The 17,775-nt window shown below is 71.1% G+C and carries 12 protein-coding genes; 6 read left to right on the forward strand and 6 right to left on the reverse strand.

Features of this window, described 5'->3' with window-relative positions; genetic code table 11:
* Positions 1-106 precede the first annotated feature (106 nt).
* The 3 genes from EP757_RS17415 to EP757_RS17425 all read left to right on the forward strand — a co-directional run bounded on the left by EP757_RS17415 (position 107) and on the right by EP757_RS17425 (position 2,205).
* The gene (locus EP757_RS17415) at positions 107-454 is read left to right on the forward strand and encodes a WXG100 family type VII secretion target (RefSeq protein WP_127547348.1); all 348 of its coding nucleotides are present in this window, start codon (positions 107-109) and stop codon (positions 452-454) included.
* Between the two features lie 25 nt (positions 455-479).
* Entirely contained in the window at positions 480-764 is a 285-nt protein-coding gene (locus EP757_RS17420; protein ID WP_127547350.1) for a WXG100 family type VII secretion target, read from the forward strand.
* 358 nt (positions 765-1,122) lie between these two features.
* Positions 1,123-2,205, forward strand: a complete 1,083-nt coding sequence (locus EP757_RS17425) for a S8 family serine peptidase (RefSeq protein WP_160165812.1) — start codon at positions 1,123-1,125, stop codon at positions 2,203-2,205.
* Between the two features lie 143 nt (positions 2,206-2,348).
* On the opposite strand, the gene eccB is transcribed toward EP757_RS17425, so the two are convergent.
* Both eccB and eccD read right to left on the reverse strand, forming a co-directional pair.
* Positions 2,349-3,701: a type VII secretion protein EccB gene (gene eccB, locus EP757_RS17430; RefSeq protein WP_127547354.1), complete on the reverse strand. Its 1,353-nt coding sequence runs from the start codon at positions 3,699-3,701 to the stop codon at positions 2,349-2,351.
* Between the two features lie 3 nt (positions 3,702-3,704).
* A complete protein-coding gene (gene eccD / locus EP757_RS17435; RefSeq protein ID WP_127547356.1) occupies positions 3,705-5,087 on the reverse strand; it encodes a type VII secretion integral membrane protein EccD in 1,383 nt (460 codons plus the stop codon).
* A gap of 200 nt (positions 5,088-5,287) precedes the next feature.
* On the opposite strand from eccD, the gene eccCa reads away from it, so the two are divergent.
* Complete coding sequence (gene eccCa / locus EP757_RS17440) at positions 5,288-9,220, forward strand: type VII secretion protein EccCa (RefSeq protein WP_127547358.1); 3,933 nt, start codon at positions 5,288-5,290, stop codon at positions 9,218-9,220.
* Here eccCa and EP757_RS17445 read toward each other — a convergent pair.
* The 4 genes from EP757_RS17445 to EP757_RS17460 all read right to left on the reverse strand — a co-directional run bounded on the left by EP757_RS17445 (position 9,217) and on the right by EP757_RS17460 (position 14,525).
* Complete coding sequence (locus EP757_RS17445) at positions 9,217-10,032, reverse strand: hypothetical protein (protein WP_127547360.1); 816 nt, start codon at positions 10,030-10,032, stop codon at positions 9,217-9,219. The two genes, eccCa and EP757_RS17445, sit on opposite strands and share 4 nt — an antisense overlap.
* Positions 10,033-10,172: 140 nt before the next feature.
* Positions 10,173-11,330 carry a type VII secretion protein EccE gene (locus tag EP757_RS17450; RefSeq protein WP_127547362.1) on the reverse strand — a complete coding sequence of 386 codons (1,158 nt, stop codon included), beginning with the start codon at positions 11,328-11,330 and terminating at the stop codon, positions 10,173-10,175.
* A 97-nt stretch (positions 11,331-11,427) separates the two neighbouring features.
* Positions 11,428-13,104 (reverse strand): right-handed parallel beta-helix repeat-containing protein, encoded by a 1,677-nt coding sequence (locus EP757_RS17455; protein ID WP_127547364.1) that lies wholly within the window; start codon positions 13,102-13,104, stop codon positions 11,428-11,430.
* Between the two features lie 728 nt (positions 13,105-13,832).
* A complete protein-coding gene (locus tag EP757_RS17460) occupies positions 13,833-14,525 on the reverse strand; it encodes a DUF4191 domain-containing protein (protein ID WP_127547366.1) in 693 nt (230 codons plus the stop codon).
* A gap of 170 nt (positions 14,526-14,695) precedes the next feature.
* On the opposite strand from EP757_RS17460, the gene EP757_RS17465 reads away from it, so the two are divergent.
* Together EP757_RS17465 and EP757_RS44630 are read left to right on the forward strand one after the other, a co-directional pair.
* Positions 14,696-14,848, forward strand: a complete 153-nt coding sequence (locus EP757_RS17465) for a hypothetical protein (RefSeq protein WP_160165813.1) — start codon at positions 14,696-14,698, stop codon at positions 14,846-14,848.
* Positions 14,849-14,892: 44 nt separating this feature from the next.
* Positions 14,893-17,697, forward strand: a complete 2,805-nt coding sequence (locus tag EP757_RS44630; protein ID WP_305033154.1) for an AAA family ATPase — start codon at positions 14,893-14,895, stop codon at positions 17,695-17,697.
* Positions 17,698-17,775 lie beyond the last annotated feature (78 nt).

A 17,775-nucleotide genomic window follows, 5' to 3' on the forward strand; every position in this document is an offset into this window, starting at 1 on the left:
GTGACGCTGGAGAGTACGCACTCTTCCGGGAACCGGTTCGAACCGAGTCCGTACGGGCGGCGTACGGGAAGGCATAACCCACTTTTGAGGACTGGGGAGAGAGGCAATGGCAGGTTTCGGGCAAGTCCACGCGACTCAGGAACAGCTCACTGCGATGGCGAACCGCTGCGGTGAGACCGGTCAGAGCATCTCGCAGGGCATGAACCGTGTGATGGGCGAGATCCAGGCCCTCAGCGGCGGGGCCTTCGCGGGTACGGCGAACAACGCGCTCCAGGACGTCTCGGTCCAGCTCAACGACGGCCTGTCGAAGATCATGAGCGCTCTCGACGAACTGGCGGGCAAGATGACCGCCGCTTCCAGCACCTACGGCGTGAACGACGAGGAAGCCGCGCAGGCGATTCGCTCGGCGGGTTCCGGCGCCGACGGTTCCGTAGTCAGCATCCTGCGCGGCTGAGCGCCCGAGATCGAGGAGTAGAGAAATGAACATCACCTACAACTTCGGCCAGATCACCGAGGCTTCGGCATCGATCAACACGTTCCAGAACCAGATGGACCAGCAGCTCAACGACCTGTACGCGGCCTTCACGCAGCTGTTCGCCGCGGACTGGACCGGCGCGGCCGGAACCGCCTGCGACGAGGCGCGGCAGAAGTGGAACCAGGGCGCCACCGAGATCAAGGCGGCGCTGGCGGGCGTGGGTGTCAAGCTCGGTGCCTCGTCGGAGCGGATGCAGCAGGTCGACCAGCAGATCGCCGCCGGCATGTGATGACCGCGGAGACGGGCCATGGTCGCCGGTGGGCAAAACCGGCGGCCGGTCCGTCACGGCGGTGAGCTGCCTACTCGGCCTTCATCGGCTGGGCCGGCAGGAGCTGCCTACTCGGCCTTCATCGGCTGGGCCGGCACGAACTGCTGGGAGGCCTTCACCGGCTGGGCCGGCAGGAGCTACCGGGAGGGTTCGGCTGATCGGCGGAAACGGGGAGGTTCCGTTCATGAAGTACGCCAGGGTCATCGCCGCTGCGGGCCTGCTCATAGTGCTGACACCGGCGCCGGCGAGAGCCGCCCCGGGTGTCGACTGCGCCGAGCCCGGCGAGTCCGAGATCGCCGTCTCCTGGGCGCGGGAGGCGTTGAACGCCGGCTCGCTGAAGACGGTCGCTGACGGGAGCGGTGCCCGGGTCGCGGTTCTGTCGACCGGTGTGGACAGTGGGCAGCCCCGGCTACGGCAACGGGTGCTCAACGGCATCGACGCGGTCGACGGTGGTTTTGCGAACGACGATTGCACCGGCACGGGTACGCAGGTCGCGGGCGTGATCGCGGGGCGGCCCGAGGACGGCGACGCCGGCCTGGCGGGACTGGCACCGAATTCGCGCATTCTGCCGATCCGGGTGCAACTCGACGACCCGGTCGGGTCCGAGACCGATCCGGACACCCTTGCTACCGGCATCGATCAGGCGGTGGCCGGCGGCGCCGATGTCGTCGTTGTGGTCACCCCGGTCTACCAGGACGATCAGGATCTTCAGGCGGCCGTCGCGGGCGCGATCGATCAGGGTGTCGTCGTCGTTGCGGCCGCCGGCGATCTGGGCGGTGCCGATGAAGGGAACCCCACGCCGTACCCCGCGGCTTATCGAGATGTGATCGGGGTCGGCGCCATCGATCAGAACGGCCGGATCTGGCCGGATTCGCAACGCGGGGACTTCGTCGATCTGGTCGCGCCCGGGGTTGCCGTGCCGACGCTGCAGACCGGGCGTGGGCTGGTCGAGATCACCGGCACGGGGGTGGCGGCCGGATTCGTGGGCGCTGCCGCCGCGTTGGTCCACGATCGGCGGCCGGATCTCGGGGTGCGTGCGGTGGTGCGGTTGCTGACCGGTACGGCGGGGCCAGCGCCCGCGGGTCCGGCGTTCGGGGCCGGGGTGATCGATCCGATGGCGGCGATCACCGGTCAGCTTGTTCCGGCGGAGAGCCGTCCACTCCCGGGGGTGGAGGCCGTGCCGCCCGAGGACACCGCTGCGGAAGGGCGGCGTCGGGCGTATGCACTGGTCGGAGCTCTGGTCGCGGGGATTCTTGCGGTGGCGGTGATGGTTCTTGCCGCCGCGATGCGCCGAAGTCGGCGACAGCGCTGGCGGCCCGGGACGGCACCCGCGCTTCCGGTGGGTTCGGAGCCGCTCGAACCGGGCCCACCGGTCATGCTCCTCGACGACGCGCTGCGCTGACCGAAAGCGACACGTAAAGCCAGCCGGGAAACGAACGCGCAAAGCCAGCCGGGAAATGGACGCGCAGAGGCAGCCGGGAAACGGACGCGCAAAGGCAGCCGGGAACGGACTCGCAGAGGCAGCCGGAGAACGGACGCGCGACGTCAGTCCACTGTGGCGACCGGCTTCACGGCCTCGGCCGGGTCCAAGGTCACCCCGGCCGGGATGGTGTTCAGCAGAGCTGCAGGGATCTCGGTGGCGTTCTCCGGGGCGTAACCCAGGAACGCGGCCACGTCAGGGTCCGGCAACGGGTGGCGGGCTCCCAGATCGGTGATCAGCTGGATTCCTCCTGCTGAGCGGACCAGTTCGAAGCGGCCCGGCGGGACCTGGACGGCGTCGGCGAGGGGGGCGCCGGTCGTCGGTACGGCGTTGGACAGGGCCGCGGCCGGGGTGCCGATCAGCAGATCCGGGGGAGCGGCGGCGTCCCGGGTGACGGCGCAGGCGGCGGTGTCCGCGGTGATCGGCGCCAGTTCGGGAACGGTGGCGGGGCCCTGGACCGACTGGTCGGCGTCCGGGTCCAGGGGTTCCGGGTCGAAGCGGGCCACGTCGGCCGCGGAGATCTCCTGCGGGTCGGACGGGAAGGCGGCGTCCAGGACGGCCTGTTGCAGGGGAGTGATCGGGGCCAGTCTGTCGTCCAGGACCAGGTAGAACTGGCGGCCCGAGCCGGTCTCGTTGAACAGGACGTCGCCGTTGTCGAAGCCCTCGACGGCGTCCGAGTCGCCGCCGCGGTCGTCCACGTCGATCGGGGCGATGTCGGCGCCGGACGGCAGGGCGTTCAGCCAGGCCACGCCCACGGGGGTGGGTGACACCGCGCCGAACAGGGCCGGAACGGTCACCCGGGCGTTCCGGATCAGATGCTTGCGGCCCTGCCACACGAGGTTGATGCCGCCGGCCGGGTCGCCCGCTACGAGGAGGGCGCGGTCTCCGAGCGGCCGGCCCTCCGTACCAGGTGGCGTCGAACCCACTAGGAGCACTGTTCGTGGATCGGTGGAGGCGACCGCGCACATCGACCACGGCAGCCGGACCTGCTGACCGGGGTCCGGGAGGGAGGCCGGTGCACCCGCGATGCCGATCGTGACGCCGCGGGGAACATCGGTCAGGGACTTGGCGGCCACCCGGAAGACCTGCGGATTCGGTCGGGCGGCGGCCAGCTTGGCCGAGGTGAAGTTCAGCGCGGGGTGCAACTTGTCGCGCAGATAGACGAAACTGGCGCCGGTTTCCCGCTCGACGACCACTGACCCGTCCGTCTGCCACTGATCCGGTCCGCTGCGGGTGAGGACGCCGTAGATGCCGTACACCGCCGCCACCAGGATCGCGACCATCAGGCCGGCGAAGAGGGCGCCGATGCCACGGCGCAGCGGGGACTGGGCCGGATCGGTCTCGCGCATCACGAACGCGGAGATCACGCGCTGGTTCATGAACTGGTAGGACTGCAGTTGGTCGCGCCGGGACGTCACGATCTAGCCGCCGATCGAGGCGAACAGGCCGCGGATCTCGTCGTAGACGCCGATCACCGCGCAGGCCAGCGGGATCAGCGCCATGATCGCGACGACGTCGAGGATGTCGGCGGCGCGGCCCAGGTAGGGCGACGGCGGGCGTTTGCTGAAGACGATCGCCGCGGGCAGCGCGATCGCCGCGGTCAGCAGTGCGCCGGCGAGAAGAGCGATTCCCGGTACGTCTCCCGTCACGACCGGACCGGCTCCCAGGCCGGCCAGACCAGCGAACCCGGCGACCAGCAACGGGATGCGCTGGGGAGCGGTGGGCAGCAGGCGAGCACGGAGCAGCAGCGCCGTCACCGCGGCGATCATGAGGAGCACCGACGAGGTCGCAGGGCCGGTGAGAGCCAGGAACGTCATGGCGATGAAGCTGCACAGGGCGGCCGAGAGCAGCAGGCCGGTGAGCACTTCGGCGGAGCGGACCACGGCGGCGAAGACGTCCTCGCGGCGGGGTACGGGCTTGTCCTGGAGGATCTCCTCGGCGCGGTTCGGCAACTCCGGGTAGGGCAGGCGGCCGAGCCAGCCGGCGAGAACCGGGTACGCCGGCAGCAGACCGATCGCGGCGGTCAGCGCCACGGCGGCGGCGCCCGCGGCGGACATGCCGGCCAGGGACAGCGCCGCGGCGAGCAGACCGGTCAGGCCGGCCGCCATCCCGGCGACGAAAAGCCTGGCCAAGCCCGCGACCCCGACGTGGCCGAGGACGCTGAGCACCAGCAGCGTCGACGATCCGAGCAGCAGGCCCGGAGCGCCGATCTCGGGCGCGGCGAGCAGCCAGGCGCCGCCGAGGAACGCATAGGGCAGGCCGGAGGCGGCCACGATCGCGCCGGCGCCGGCGTCGCTGAACGCCCGGGAGAGCAGGATGCCGGCCACGATCAGCGCCACGCCGACCGCGAGGGCTATGGACGCGGTGACCACCCACGGTGGACCGTCGGCGGCGAGCCCGCCGATGCCGAGCAGCAGCGCGCCCGCGGTGACGGCGAGGCCGCAGCGGCGGGTAGCGGTGTCACTCCACGTCCGCCCGGCGCGCCGGGAACCGCTCGCGATCACCTCGACGACGTCGTCGTACGCCAGCTCGGGCCAGTCGTCACGGGCCGGGCTCAGGTGCAGCAACTCGCCGTCGCGAACACCTTGAGTAGCGAGATTGCGTCCCGGTTCGAGCACGGCGCCGGTGGCCCGCCGCAGCACCCAGCCGCCGGTGAGATCGGCCGCCTCACCCGATGAGGCGTGGCGCAGCAGGTGCGGCAGCAACTCGGCGACGAGCATGTTGTCGGGCAGCGCGAGATCCATCCGGCGGGTCGGCGCGGCGACAGTGACCCGGGCGAGGCTAGGCCCTCCCGGTGCGGTCATGACCACCTCCTGCATAGCCGCGCGCTCCCAGAATCAAGCACTGAAAAGCACCAAGAGCATCGCCGGGCACACGAAAAGTAGCGGCCCGCTCAACGTAGCAGCATCCACCGACACGAATGGGGGACGGCAGCGCGGATCAAAGAGGACGGATAGGATTATGCGATCCGTCACCGCCGGGGAGCCCAGCGTGAGGAGCCCGTGTGACCGTCACGATCGTCAAGCGGCCGCCGCGCAGGCCGGCGCCCGTCATGCCCGTCGGTGAAGTGCTGCTCGAGCCGCCGCCCGAGGTGCCGCAGCCGTCCGGCAAGGCATGGACGCGGATGCTGATGATCCTCCCGATGGGTGCCGGCGCGGGTGCGATGGCGCTGATGATGGGCGCCGGCCGGGGCGGGGCGATCACCTATGTGGCCGGGGCGATGTACGGCGTCTCGATCCTCGGCATGATCGCCATGATGGCCGCTAACACCAGTGGGCCGGGCAAGCGCGAGATGATCGAGGCGAGGCGGCAGTACCTGCGGCATCTGTCCCAGCTGCGAGCCCAGTTGCGGACGACGATCAAGCAGCAGCGGGAAGCGCTCTACTACCGCAATCCCGACCCGGAGACGCTGTGGAGCTTCACCGACAGCGGCCGGCTCTGGGAGCGGCGCCGCGGTGACGCCGACTTCAGCGTGGTCCGGATCGCGGTCGGCGCGCAGGAGGTGGCGACCCGGCTGGTGCCGCCGCAGACCCGTCCGGTCGACGAGCTGGAGCCGCTCTGTGCGACGGCGCTGCGCAGGTTCGTGAACGCGTACTCGGTGGTGCCGGACCTGCCGGTGTCCGTGTCGCTGCGGGACTTCTCGCATCTCTACATCCGCGGCGGTGACCAGCAGAAAGAGGACTTCACCCGGGCGCTGATCGCGCAGATGGCGGTCTTCCACGCCCCCGACGACCTGCGGATCGGGGTCTGCGTTCCGGACGACCGGCGTGCCCGATGGGACTGGGCGAAGTGGCTGCCGCACGCGCAGCACCCGGGCAAGACGGATGCGCTGGGTCCGGTGCGGCTGGTGGCGCCGAGCATTCCGGCGCTCGAGGCGATGCTCGACGACGTGCTGCTCAACCGGCCGCGCTTCGACCCGGGCATCATCCAGAACCCGCACGTCGTGGTGATCATCGACGGCGGTTCGACGGCCGGGTCCGATCACCTGATGACCGAGGGCGGGGTGGCCGGGGTGACGCTGCTCGACCTGTCGGTCCCGCCGCCGCGGCTGCTCGACGACAGTTCGGTGGTGCTCGACATCGCCGCCGACGGGACGGTCACCGGCACCACCATGGACGGACCCGCCGAGGTGGGCCGGGCCGACCGGCTGGGGATCGAGCAGGCCGAGGTGCTGGCCAGGGAACTGGCTCCACTGCGGCTCTCGGCCGCCTCCATCGCCGACCAGCCCGCCGTGTCGCAGGATATGGGGCTCACCGAACTACTGGACGTCGTCGACCCGTACATCATCGATCTTGAAAGGCATTGGGCCAGTCGCCCCAATCGTGACCGGATGCGCGTGCCGATCGGGGTGGGTCTCGACGGGCGGCCCATCGAGCTCGATCTCAAGGAGTCGGCGCAGGACGGCATGGGGCCGCACGGTCTGCTGGTCGGCGCGACCGGCTCGGGCAAGTCGGAGCTGCTGCGCACGCTGGTGCTCGCGCTCGGGCTGACGCACAGCCCGGAGATCCTCAACTTCGTGCTCGTCGACTTCAAGGGTGGCGCCACCTTCGCCTCGCTGGACCGGCTGCCGCACACCGCCGCGATGATCACGAACCTGGAGGACGAGCTTCCGCTGGTCGACCGGATGCTCGGCGCGATCTCCGGCGAGCTGAACCGGCGGCAGGAGCTGCTGCGCAAGGCCGGCAACTACGCCTCGCAGCGCGACTACGAGCGGGCGCGGTCGGCGGGGGTGCCGCTCACTCCGCTGCCCAGCCTGCTCTTCATCGTCGACGAGTTCTCCGAGCTGCTCAGCGCGCGACCCGACTTCATCGACATGTTCGTCCAGATCGGACGTGTCGGCCGCTCGCTCGGCATCCACCTGCTGCTCGCCTCGCAGAAGCTGGAGGAGGGCCGGTTGCGCGGCCTCGAATCGCACCTCTCCTACCGGATCGGCCTGCGGACGTTCTCGTCGATGGAGAGCCGGGCCGTTCTCGGGGCGCCCGATGCGTACGAACTGCCGCGCTCGCCGGGCCACGGATACCTGCGCACCGGCACCGAGGGGCTGATCAGGCTGAAGGCGGCATACGTCTCCGGGCCGGTCCGCCGCCATGGCGCCACGGCGAGCGGCGGGGCGAAGGCCGGTGACCCGATCCGGGAGTTCTCCACGTTCTACGCCGTTCAGGAGAAGCCCGAGAAACCCGCCGAGGAAGAAGCGCCGCCGGCCGAGGAGGGCGGCGACACCCTGCTCGAGGTGCTCGTGCGGCAGATGGAGAACCAGGGCGCCCCCGCGCACGAGGTCTGGCTGCCGCCGCTGGACACCGCGCCGACGCTCGGCCAGATGCTCCCGCCCGTGATCACGACGCCGGACCGCGGACTCACCGCCGACGCGACAGACCGATTCGGATCACTTCATGCGCTCGGCGGGATCGTCGACAAGCCGTTCGAGCAGCGCCGCGACCCACTGTGGATCGACCTCTCCGGAGCGGCGGGCAACGTCGTCGTCGTGGGTTCCGCCCAATCCGGCAAATCCAACCTTCTGCGTACGCTCATAGCCTCGCTAGCCCTCACCCACACCCCGCGAGAGGTGCAGTTCTACGGCCTCGACTTCGGGGGTGGCCCACTCAGCGCCCTGGCCGACCTGCCACACGTCGGCGGTGTCGCCACCCGGCGTGACGTCGACCGGGTCCGCCGGACGATCGCCGAACTGCACGGGCTGATGCGCGCCCGGGAGGACCTCTTCGCCCGGGAGAACGTGGAGGGCGCCGCCGCGTACCGGCGTGCCAAGGCGCAGGGGCGGTTCGGCGAGGACCCGTTCGGCGACGTCTTCCTGGTGGTCGACGGGTGGGCCACGCTGCGGTCGGAGTTCGAGGACCTGGAGACGACCGTCCACGAGATCGCCAACCGCGGGCTCGGCTTCGGCATCCACGTGCTGGCCGCCACGAACCGCTGGATGGACATCCGCCCGCAGATCCGCGACGTCTTCGGCACCCGCCTCGAACTGCGGCTCGGCGAACCCAGCGACTCGGCGATCAACCGGCGTGAAGCGGTGAACGTGCCGGAGTCGGCGCCCGGCCGCGGCCTCACCCCGGACGGCTACCACTTCCTCGCGGCGCTGCCCCGGATCGACCGGGAACAGCGCGTCGACGACCTCGCCGACGCCGTGGCCGAGCTGGTCAAACACGCCACCGAGCACTGGACGGGCGCGCCTGCCCCGCGGGTGCGCCTGCTGCCGGCCGAGCTCCCGTACGCGAACCTGCCCCCGGCCGACGGCGAGAGGATCCCGATCGGGATCGCCGAGGCCGACCTCCAGCCGGTCTGGCTCGACTTCGACAACGAGCCGCACGCGCTGCTCTTCGGCGACGTCGAATCCGGGAAGAGCTCGTTCCTGCGCAGCCTCGCCAAGTCGATCGCGGCGAGCCACACCCCCGCGCAGGCCCGGATCCTCCTGGTCGACCTGCGACGCAGCCTGCTCGGGTGCGTTCCCGCCGAGCACACCATCGGGTACGGGACGTCCGCACAGGTGACGACCGATCTGATCAACCAGGTCGCCACCGCGATGCGCGAGCGGCTGCCCGGTCCCGACGTCACCCCGGAGATGCTGGCGAGCCGCAGCTGGTGGAAGGGCCCGCAGCTGTACGTGCTGGTCGACGACTACGACCTGGTCGGGCAGGCGCCGTTGCAGCCGCTCCTGGAGTTCCTGCCGCAGGCCCGCGACATCGGCCTGCACGTGGTGCTCACCCGGCGGGCCGGCGGGGCGAGCCGGGCGCTCTTCGAGCCGATCGTCAGCCGGATCCGCGAACTCGCGTCACCGGGCATCCTGATGTCCGGGCCACGGGAGGAAGGCGCGATCTTCGGCACCCTGAAACCGCAGCCCCTGCCGGCCGGCAGGGCCTGGATGGTGACGCGGAAACACGGTGCTCGTCTCGTACAACTGGCCTGGAGCCCACCCGGTCGCTAGCGTCGCGGCGCGCCCAGCAGCTGTTGTTCCACGCCGGTCTGATGCAGCTGCACGAACCGTTCCGGGCCGTCGCCGACGAGCGCCACCATGTCGTCGGTCATGAACTGCAGCAGCCGCCCGTTCTGCTGGTCGAGCCGCAGCGAAGCGGCAGCCAGCGTCGCCTCGTCGCCGCCCAGCCGCTGCATCAGCGTCAGACCGGCCTCCTGCAGCGTGGCGATGCCCGGGCGATCCAGCTGCCGCAGCACGGTGACCTGCGCCGACCACGATCCCAGCGGGGGAGGCGCCGCCGGGCCGGTGACACCGAGGTCATAGACGATCAGCGACGGCGTCTGCGCGCTGCCCGGCGGCAGCGTGTCCGGTTCGCCGCCCAGCACGGTGAGACGGTGGTACTGCCCGGTCGCGCGCTCACCGAAGCCCGACCACGCGCGCTGCTCGGTGGTCACCACCAGGACCCGGGCGCCGACCGCGAACGCCCTGAAGATCAAGAGCTGCGCGGCCCAGACTCCGCCGATCAGGGCTAGGCGGGTCGGGCTCGGATCAAAGACCTTCAGGTGTACGGGGAGATGCTGCTGATCCCGCCCCACCAGAAGCCCGGCGCCGGCCCGATCCGGATGCTGCGGTGTGCCGGTCAACCGGCGCAGCGCGGATCGCGGGATCGCGTGCCAGCCGATGCGCAGGCGGGCGGTGCGGCCGGACGGTCCCGTGCGATCGGGCGGGCCGATCTCCTCGGGTGGGCGCGGCGGGCGGCCGGGACGGTGCGGCGCCAGCGGGGCCGATGTGACGGCCGGCGCCTCCGCCCGTCGGGCCGGCACGGGCGTCGCCTGCCCAATCGCCTGCCCAGTCGCTTGCCCAGTCGCTTGCCCAGTCGCCTGCGCGGCACTCTGCGATGCCATCGGAGACTGGAGTGGCTGATCCCTCTGGCTGGGAACGGGCCGCGGCTGGGGGTTGTCGGTCATCCCGCACCGCCTCCCGTCGGGGCTGTGGCATAGGCGGCGATGCCCTGCTCACCGTCGAGCGACCGCAACTCTCCACCGGCACGCCGGACGCCCTCGCGCATCACCTGGCCGAGAGAGTCCAGGTCGGCGTCGGGCCGGGTGGCGAGACGGATGAACGCGCGGACGGCGATGTCGTCGGCCCGGGACGCGTCCAGCACGATTGCGACGCTGGTCTGCGAAGCCGGAGCGGTCGACGCCCAGGCGAGCAACGGTCCCATCTCGGTGGTCGAATCCGGCCAGGTCTCCAGCCAGTACGTCCGGTGGATCAAGTGGTTGGAGCGCCAGTGGGTCCACTCCTCGGCCACCTCGGGAACCCGGGCGTCGCACGATCGGGCCAGGATGTCGAGCAGCCCGGCGGCGTCCAGAACCCGGCTCGTGATCCCCTGCCGGCGCAGTGTCGTCGCGATCTTGCGAGTCAGCGCGGCGGTGAGCCGGGCCGCCTCCGCCGGATCCGTCGTGTGATCCAGAACGGACTCGGCGAGGGCCCGCGCGTCGAGCCGGACACTCAGCGAGGTCTCCCGGTGCGCGGGCCCTGGATCACCCAGCTGGCGATAGGACGTGACGGCCGGCGACGCGGGCGGGAGGTCAGGAGTGGGTGCCGGGATCGTGTGCGTGACGAGCTCCAGGATCAGACCCGGCTGCTCGGTCGCGGACATCGCGCCGACCAGGGTGTCGAGCGGGATCGGCGCCTGCCGGTCCAGGGTGACCACGCCGAACCAGCCGGCCTCGTCGCGCGCCACGCCCGTGCCCTCGTCCGCCGACGTCGATATGTCACGGATCGTCAGGCCGGGGGCGATCGTGCGGAGCGCCGCCAGGACCGGTCCGGCCTCGGTCTCCCGGCGCGCGGAACGGCGGCGCTGGTGATCCCGGGTCAGGGCCCGGTACTCCAGCCACCAGCGGTGATGGCTGCGGGCGAAGACGACGGCCAGCAGGAGGGCGGCGGCGACAGTGGTGATCAGCATGACGACGAGGCCGTGCGTGGCCGCCGCGATGATCGCCAGGAGGGAACCCTCGGCGACCAGCACCTGAGTGAGGCTCAGCGGTCCCACGCGGCCGCGCTGGGGGATGGGCTTGACGGCATCGGCCGCCGGCGCGCCGGTTCCCCTGGATGTCACGCTCGCTCCTCACTATCCGTAGTGGACACATCCTATCCACGTAATCATGATCGTCGTTGCCCTCGTCATCCGTCCGATCCCCTGGATCGTGGTGCGGTCATCGGGCCGCTGCTCGCAGGTCGTCGACCATCAGGGTGCGCAGGTCGTCGCGGCTGGGCATCCGGCCCATCGCCCGCAGCCGGCCCGACTGTGCCTTGCGCATGCCTTCGAGCAGCTTGCGGGCCTCCCGGGCGTTGCCGAAGTTCCGGTCCCGCTCGAGATGGGTGAAGTGCTCGTGCAGCGCGGTCGGCAGGCCCGCGGCGAAGACGTAGTCGTCGTTGCGCGCGATCCGGTCGGCGATCATCACGAGCTCGTCGGGCCCGTAGTTCTCGAACTCCAGCGTCTTCGCGAACCGGGACGCCAGACCGGAGTTCGCGTCCAGGAAGTCGGCCATCTCCTTCGTGTACCCGGCGACGATCACGGCGACCTGATCGCGGTGGTCCTCCATCAGCTTCACGAGGGTGTCGATCGCCTCCTGACCGAAATCGGCCGTCGCGCCACCGGCCCGGGCCAGCGTGTACGCCTCGTCGATGAAGAGCACCCCGCCCATCGCCGCCTCGAACACCGACGTCGTCTTCTCGGCCGTGTGCCCGATGTACTGTCCGACCAGGTCACGCCGCGACACCTCGCGGAACTGGCCGTTCGGCAGCACGCCGAGCGCCTTCAGCAACTGCCCGTAGATCCGGGCGACGGTCGTCTTCCCGGTCCCCGGCGCGCCCGTGAAGATCAGGTGGTGGCTGACCGCGCCGACGCTCAGCCCGGCGCTGCGCCGCCACTCGTTCACCTGGATCTCGTCGATCAGGGCGCGGACCTCGCCTTTCACCCCGGCCAGGCCGATCATCGCGTCCAACTGGCCGAGCAGCCGGTCGACCTCGGCGGCGTCCTGGGTCGTCGCCGTCGACCGCAGCGGCGTACCGCTCTGGTCGAGAGTCACGGTCGCCGTAGCCGACGGGTCGACGAGCACCGCCGGCTCGGCCGTCTGCTCGACACGGCACTGCTCGACCACCGCGGCACAACCCGGACCGATCACGATCCCCGAACCGCCGGTCTCGTGCACCCAGGTCTCCACGATCCGTGGCTGGCTGCCGTGAGCTGCCACGATGCCCGCGTCGCCGGTACTGGAGACGTCGCAGCGCTCGATCACCGGACGGCCCGACTGGTAGACGTAGATCCCCCGGTACCCGCACTCGGCCACCGTCGTGCCCCGGATGACCGGGTCGGCGCCGAGCCGCACGATGACGCCGTCGTCGGAGATGCCGCGCACCTCGCTCTGCTGGACTTCACCGCCGGCGTCGGAGAAGACGAACCCGTACTGCGCCCGCAGAACTCGTACCTCATCGGCCTCGACGATCGCGCCGTCGGTGGCCTGCACACCGGCCCCGAACCCGGCGCTGATCTCGCACTGCCGCAGAACCAGCCGTCCACCTGCGACGATGACAGCCGCATAATCGCCGGAGGTGACCGTCACCCCCTCGACACAAACCTCACTCCGGGACATCTCGATGGCCGGCCCGTCAAGCTCGGACGCGTCGATGACCACTCGTCCGTCGGCGTCCCGCTCGCCGGCTCCTGCGCCGGCCCGGTCGTCAGCCTTGATCGTCAGGCGGCGGCCGCGGATCTCCAGGCGTTCCCTGTACGTCCCGGGCGCGAGCACGATCACCGCCCCGTCCGGCGCCACCTCGAGGGCGTCGCGCAGGGTCGGATAACTGCCGGGGACCGCCAGGGTGCTGACCACGAGCGAACTCCTCAGTGTGTCCGAATCGGCCCACTGCCCCCGGCGTCGCCGGAGAAACGCGTATCCCGAGGTTAACGCCCCGAACAGATCATGGAGGTACACGTCGATGCCCGGCGCCGGATCACACCGAGGTCGTATCCGTTCCACCGATCCCGCGAGACCCAGCGGCCAGCGCACACAAATGCGGCCGCGTGTGCGTTGACCGCCGCTATGAGGGCGGTCGGCGGACGCGCTCGGGTTGTGTGCGTTGACCGCTGTTGTGGGGGCGGTTGGCGGACGCGAACCAGTTGTGTGTGCGTTGACCGCCGCTGTGGGGCGATTGGCGGACGCGTTCGGGTTGTGTGTGCGTTGATCGCCGTTGTGGGGGCAGTTGGCGGACGCGTTCGGGTTGTGTGTGCGTTGGCCGCTGTTGTGGGGGCGGTTGGCGGACGCGAACCAGTTGTGTGTGCGTTGACCGCCGCTGTGGGGCGATTGGCGGACGCGTTCGGGTTGTGTGTGCGTTGATCGCCGTTGTGGGGGCGGTCGGCGGACGCGTTCGGGTTGTGTGTGCGTTGGCCGCTGTTGTGGGGGCGGTCGGCGGACGCGAACCAGTTGTGTGTGCGTTCGTCGCCGTCGGCGGAGTGGGCGGGCTCTTGCGCCGGGCGGAGCGGGGCGGCGTGTGAGGAAAAGGGCTGCCGGTTCCCCGTACGAGGAAGAATGGATCTTGGGGGCCGGCAGCCGTGGTGGATCTAGCGCGGGCGCTGCTGGCGGAAGGCGCCCTTGCTGGGCCGCATGTTCTTCGGGATGGCGCCCTTCGGCATCTGCGGACGGGCCATCAGGGCGCCGAGGCGCTTGTCGAGGGCGTTGACGTCCTTGCCGGTGAGGTTGCGGGGGAGCTTCAGCATCGTGGAGCGCAGCTTGCGGACCGGGAGCTGGCCCTCGCCGGAGCCGATCACGTAGTCGTAGAGCGGCGCGTTGCCGATGACCTTGACGAGGCGGCGCTTCTCCTGGCCGAGCAGGCCCTTCACGCGCTGCGGGTCGCCCTCGGCGAGGAGGATGACGCCGGGACGGCCGATCACCACGTGGACCATGTCGAACTGGGTCGTGGAACTCGCGGCGGGACGGACCCGCCAGTCACCGCGCATGTTCTCCATGAGCGAGGCGGCGGCGCCGGGCTGGCCCTCCGCGACGTTCATCATCGCGGTGTTCGAGCGCAGGTTGAGCACGATCAGCACGGCCAGCAGCGTCAGCATGACGCCGACCGGGATCCACACCCAGGACCCGGAGAGGAGCACGACGAGCACGGTCAGCGCGATCGGGATCGCGACCGCGCCGATGACCAGCGGGACGAACCACTTGTCCTGCTTCGCCGTGAACGAGAACACCTGGCCGATCTGCTTCAGGCGCTCGCGAAACGACACCTTCTCCTGGGGCTTTGCCATAGCCGCAAAGTGTAGTGGTGCTCAGGTACCTTACGGCGTCCTGGGCACCTCGGGAGTCCGTTCGTAAGGAGGCAGAGGGGCCGGGAATCGGGCGGTGGACCCATGTGGGGTGGGTACCTTCGCGCGAAGAGTCATGGGTGTTCCGGTTTCCCGACATCGAGGAGCACCCGATGATTCCGTTCACCAATCCGGAGATCCAGCTCGAACTCATCCATTCGCAGGCCGCTGAGCTGGAGCGCGAGGCCTCGAAGCACCGCCTGGCCCGTTCGGTGCGGAAGACCAAACCGCGGTTCAGGCGTGCGCCGAGGCAGTCCCTCTCGTGATCGGCGGCGAAATTCTGTCGCACCCCCGTGGGATGCTCGGACTCATGACGGTGAGTGCGTCCAGCACGGTCCTGGTCGGTCGCGAGGCCGACCTGGCCACGCTGCGCGACGCGCTCAAGCGGGTTCGGGGCGCCGAGCCGTCGGCCGTGCTGGTCGGCGGCGAGGCGGGCGTCGGCAAGACCCGGCTCGTCGAGGAGTTCTGCCGGTCGCTCGACGGCGAGCCGGTCCGCGTGCTCTACGGGCAGTGTCTGGAGCTGGGGGAGGAGGGCCTGCCGTTCGCGCCGTTCGCCGCGGCGCTGCGCGAGCTGGCCCGCCGCGAGGGCCGGGCCGTCTTCGACGGGCGGGAGACCGAGTTCGCCCGGCTGCTGCCCGAGCTGGGTCCGCCGCCCGACCTCGGCGAGGCCCGGCGCGGCCATCTGTTCGAGCTGGTCGGCGCGCTCTTCGCCCGGCTCGCCGAGGAGCAGCCGGTCATCCTCATGATCGAGGACCTGCACTGGGCCGACCGATCCACCCGCGACCTGATCGGCTACCTGCTGCGATCAGTCCGGGTCCAGCGGCTACTGGTCATCGTGACCTACCGGACTGACGAGCTGCACCGCGGGCATCCGCTGCGGCCGTTCCTCGCCGAGCTCGACCGGGTGCGCGGCGTTCACCGGCTCGAGGTCGACCGGCTCGACCGCGACGACACCGCTGAGCTGCTCGCCCACCTGCTCGGCGCGGAGCCCGACGCGCCCACCGTCGACGCGGTCTGCGAGCGGGCGCAGGGCATCCCGTTCTTCATCGAGCAGTTCGCCTCATCAGCCGATCCGCGCTGCGGCGACATCCCGGAGACGCTCCGCGACCTGCTGCTGTCCCGGGTCGACCAGCTGCCCGACGGCGCGCAGCGGGTGCTGCGGGTGGCGGCGGTCGGCGGCACGCGATTCGGCCACGAGCTGATCGCCCGGGTCGCCGGGATGGACGAGCCGTCGCTGGAGTCCGCGCTGCGCGCCACCGTGGCGGCCCAGCTGATCGTCTCCGACCCGTCCGGGGGCTACGAGTTCCGCCACGCCCTGGTCCGCGAGGCCATCCACGACGATCTGCTCCCCGGCGAGCACGCCCGGCTGCACGCGCGCTTCGCCGAGGCGGTCGAGGCCGATCCGCACCTCGTCGAGCCCGACCGGGCGCCCGCCGAGATCGCCCATCACTGGCACGCCGCGCACGATCATCCGCGGGCGCTGGTCGCCGCACGGCGGGCCGCGGAGTCGGCGGGCTGCCGATATGCCTATGCGGAGCAGGCCCGCCTCCTCGACCGCGTCCTGGAACTCTGGGAGCAGGTGCCCGACGCGGCCGACCGCCTCGGCACCACCCACCTCGACCTGCTGGAGGAGACGGCGCTCGCCGCGATCGACTCCGGCGACCACATGCGGGCGCTCAGCCTCACCCGCGCCGCCCTCGGCGATCTCGACGGCGAGGCCGAGCCGGTGCGGGCGGCCCGGCTGCTGATCCGCCGCGGCAAACTGCTGCGCAACGCCGGCAAGAGCGACGGCGGTCCGGAGACGCGGGAGGCCTATCGCCTTCTGCGGTCGGCGCCACGTGATCTTGACTGGCTGAAGCTGCTCGGCGACGTGGCCTACCAGATGGCCGCCATCGACGGCGACGAGGCGGGGCGGATCGCGCAGGAGGTCAAGGACGCCGCGACCGCGTTCGGCGACGAGGCCGCCCAGGTCAACGCCGAGATCATCTTCGGCAAGGTGTGTGGCGGCCGGCTCGCCGCCGACGAGGGGCTGCCGGCCATGCGCCGCGCCGTCGAGCGGGCCCGCGCCGCCGGTGACGTCTCCAACTTCGCCCACGGACTGGTCAACATCTCCGATTCGCTGTTCGAGCTGGGGGCTTATGAGGAGTCCGCCGCCGCCGCGATGGAGGGCATCCCGGACGCCGACCGCGTCGGGGTCAGCCGGACGACCGGGGTCTACCTCATGGCGAACTATGCCGAGGCGCTGATGGCCCTCGGCCGCTGGGACGAAGCGGACGCACGACTCGCCGAGGCCGCCCGGCAGGACCCGCCCGGTGTCCTCGCCCTGCCGTGGCTGCGCCTCCGCGCGCGGCTCCGGATGGCCCGCGGACACCCCGGCGCGGCGGCTCTGAGCAGCCGCGCCGCCGGCTTCCTGGCGAAACCGTTCCTCAGCGCCGAGGCCCGGGTCTCCCTGCTCGAGCTCCGCATCCTCGCCGAGGGCCCCGGGGCGCTCCCGTTCGCCCGCACGGCCATCCATGACCAGGGGGTTTTCGAGCGCCCACGGTACGGGTGGCCGCTACTGGCAGCAGCCGCCCGCATCGCCGACGAGCCGTTGCGCGAGTCCGTCCGGGAGGTCGCCGCGTCGCTTCCGGCTCGATACCCGGCCGAGCGGGCCTCCGCCCTCGAGGTGACAGCCCTGCTCGACGGCTCACCGGCGGCGTGGCAGGCCGCGGTCGCGGGGTGGCGTGCCGACGGGCAGCCTTACCAGCTGGCGGGGGCGCTGCTCGACCTGGCGGAGGCATCGGCAGCTGATCGCCAAGCGGCGTCGGAGGCGCTGACCGAAGCCGTCGAGATCGGCAATCGGCTGGGGGCCGGCCCGCTGCTGGCGCGAGCTGAAGTGCTGGGGCGACGACTCGGGGTGCGGGCTCCCGGGGCGTCGCCGTCGGAGCTGTTGACGTCCCGGGAGCTGGAGGTGCTGCGGCTCGTGGCCGAGGGGTTGAGCAATAGCGGGATCGCTCGGGAGCTGTTCATCTCGCCCAAGACGGCGAGTGTCCATGTTTCGAGGATCATCGCGAAGCTCGAAGTGGGGAATCGCGTGGAGGCGGCTGTTGTGGGGCGGCGGTTGGGGTTGGTTTGAGGGGTTTCCCGGGGCGGGGCCGGGGTGGAGTGCGTTGGGCGCGGGCTTCCCGCAGGGCGAGGTGGGCGGGCTGCCCGC

Origin of the sequence: Actinoplanes sp. OR16 (assembly GCF_004001265.1) — a bacterium.
In the GTDB taxonomy this organism is placed as follows: domain Bacteria; phylum Actinomycetota; class Actinomycetes; order Mycobacteriales; family Micromonosporaceae; genus Actinoplanes.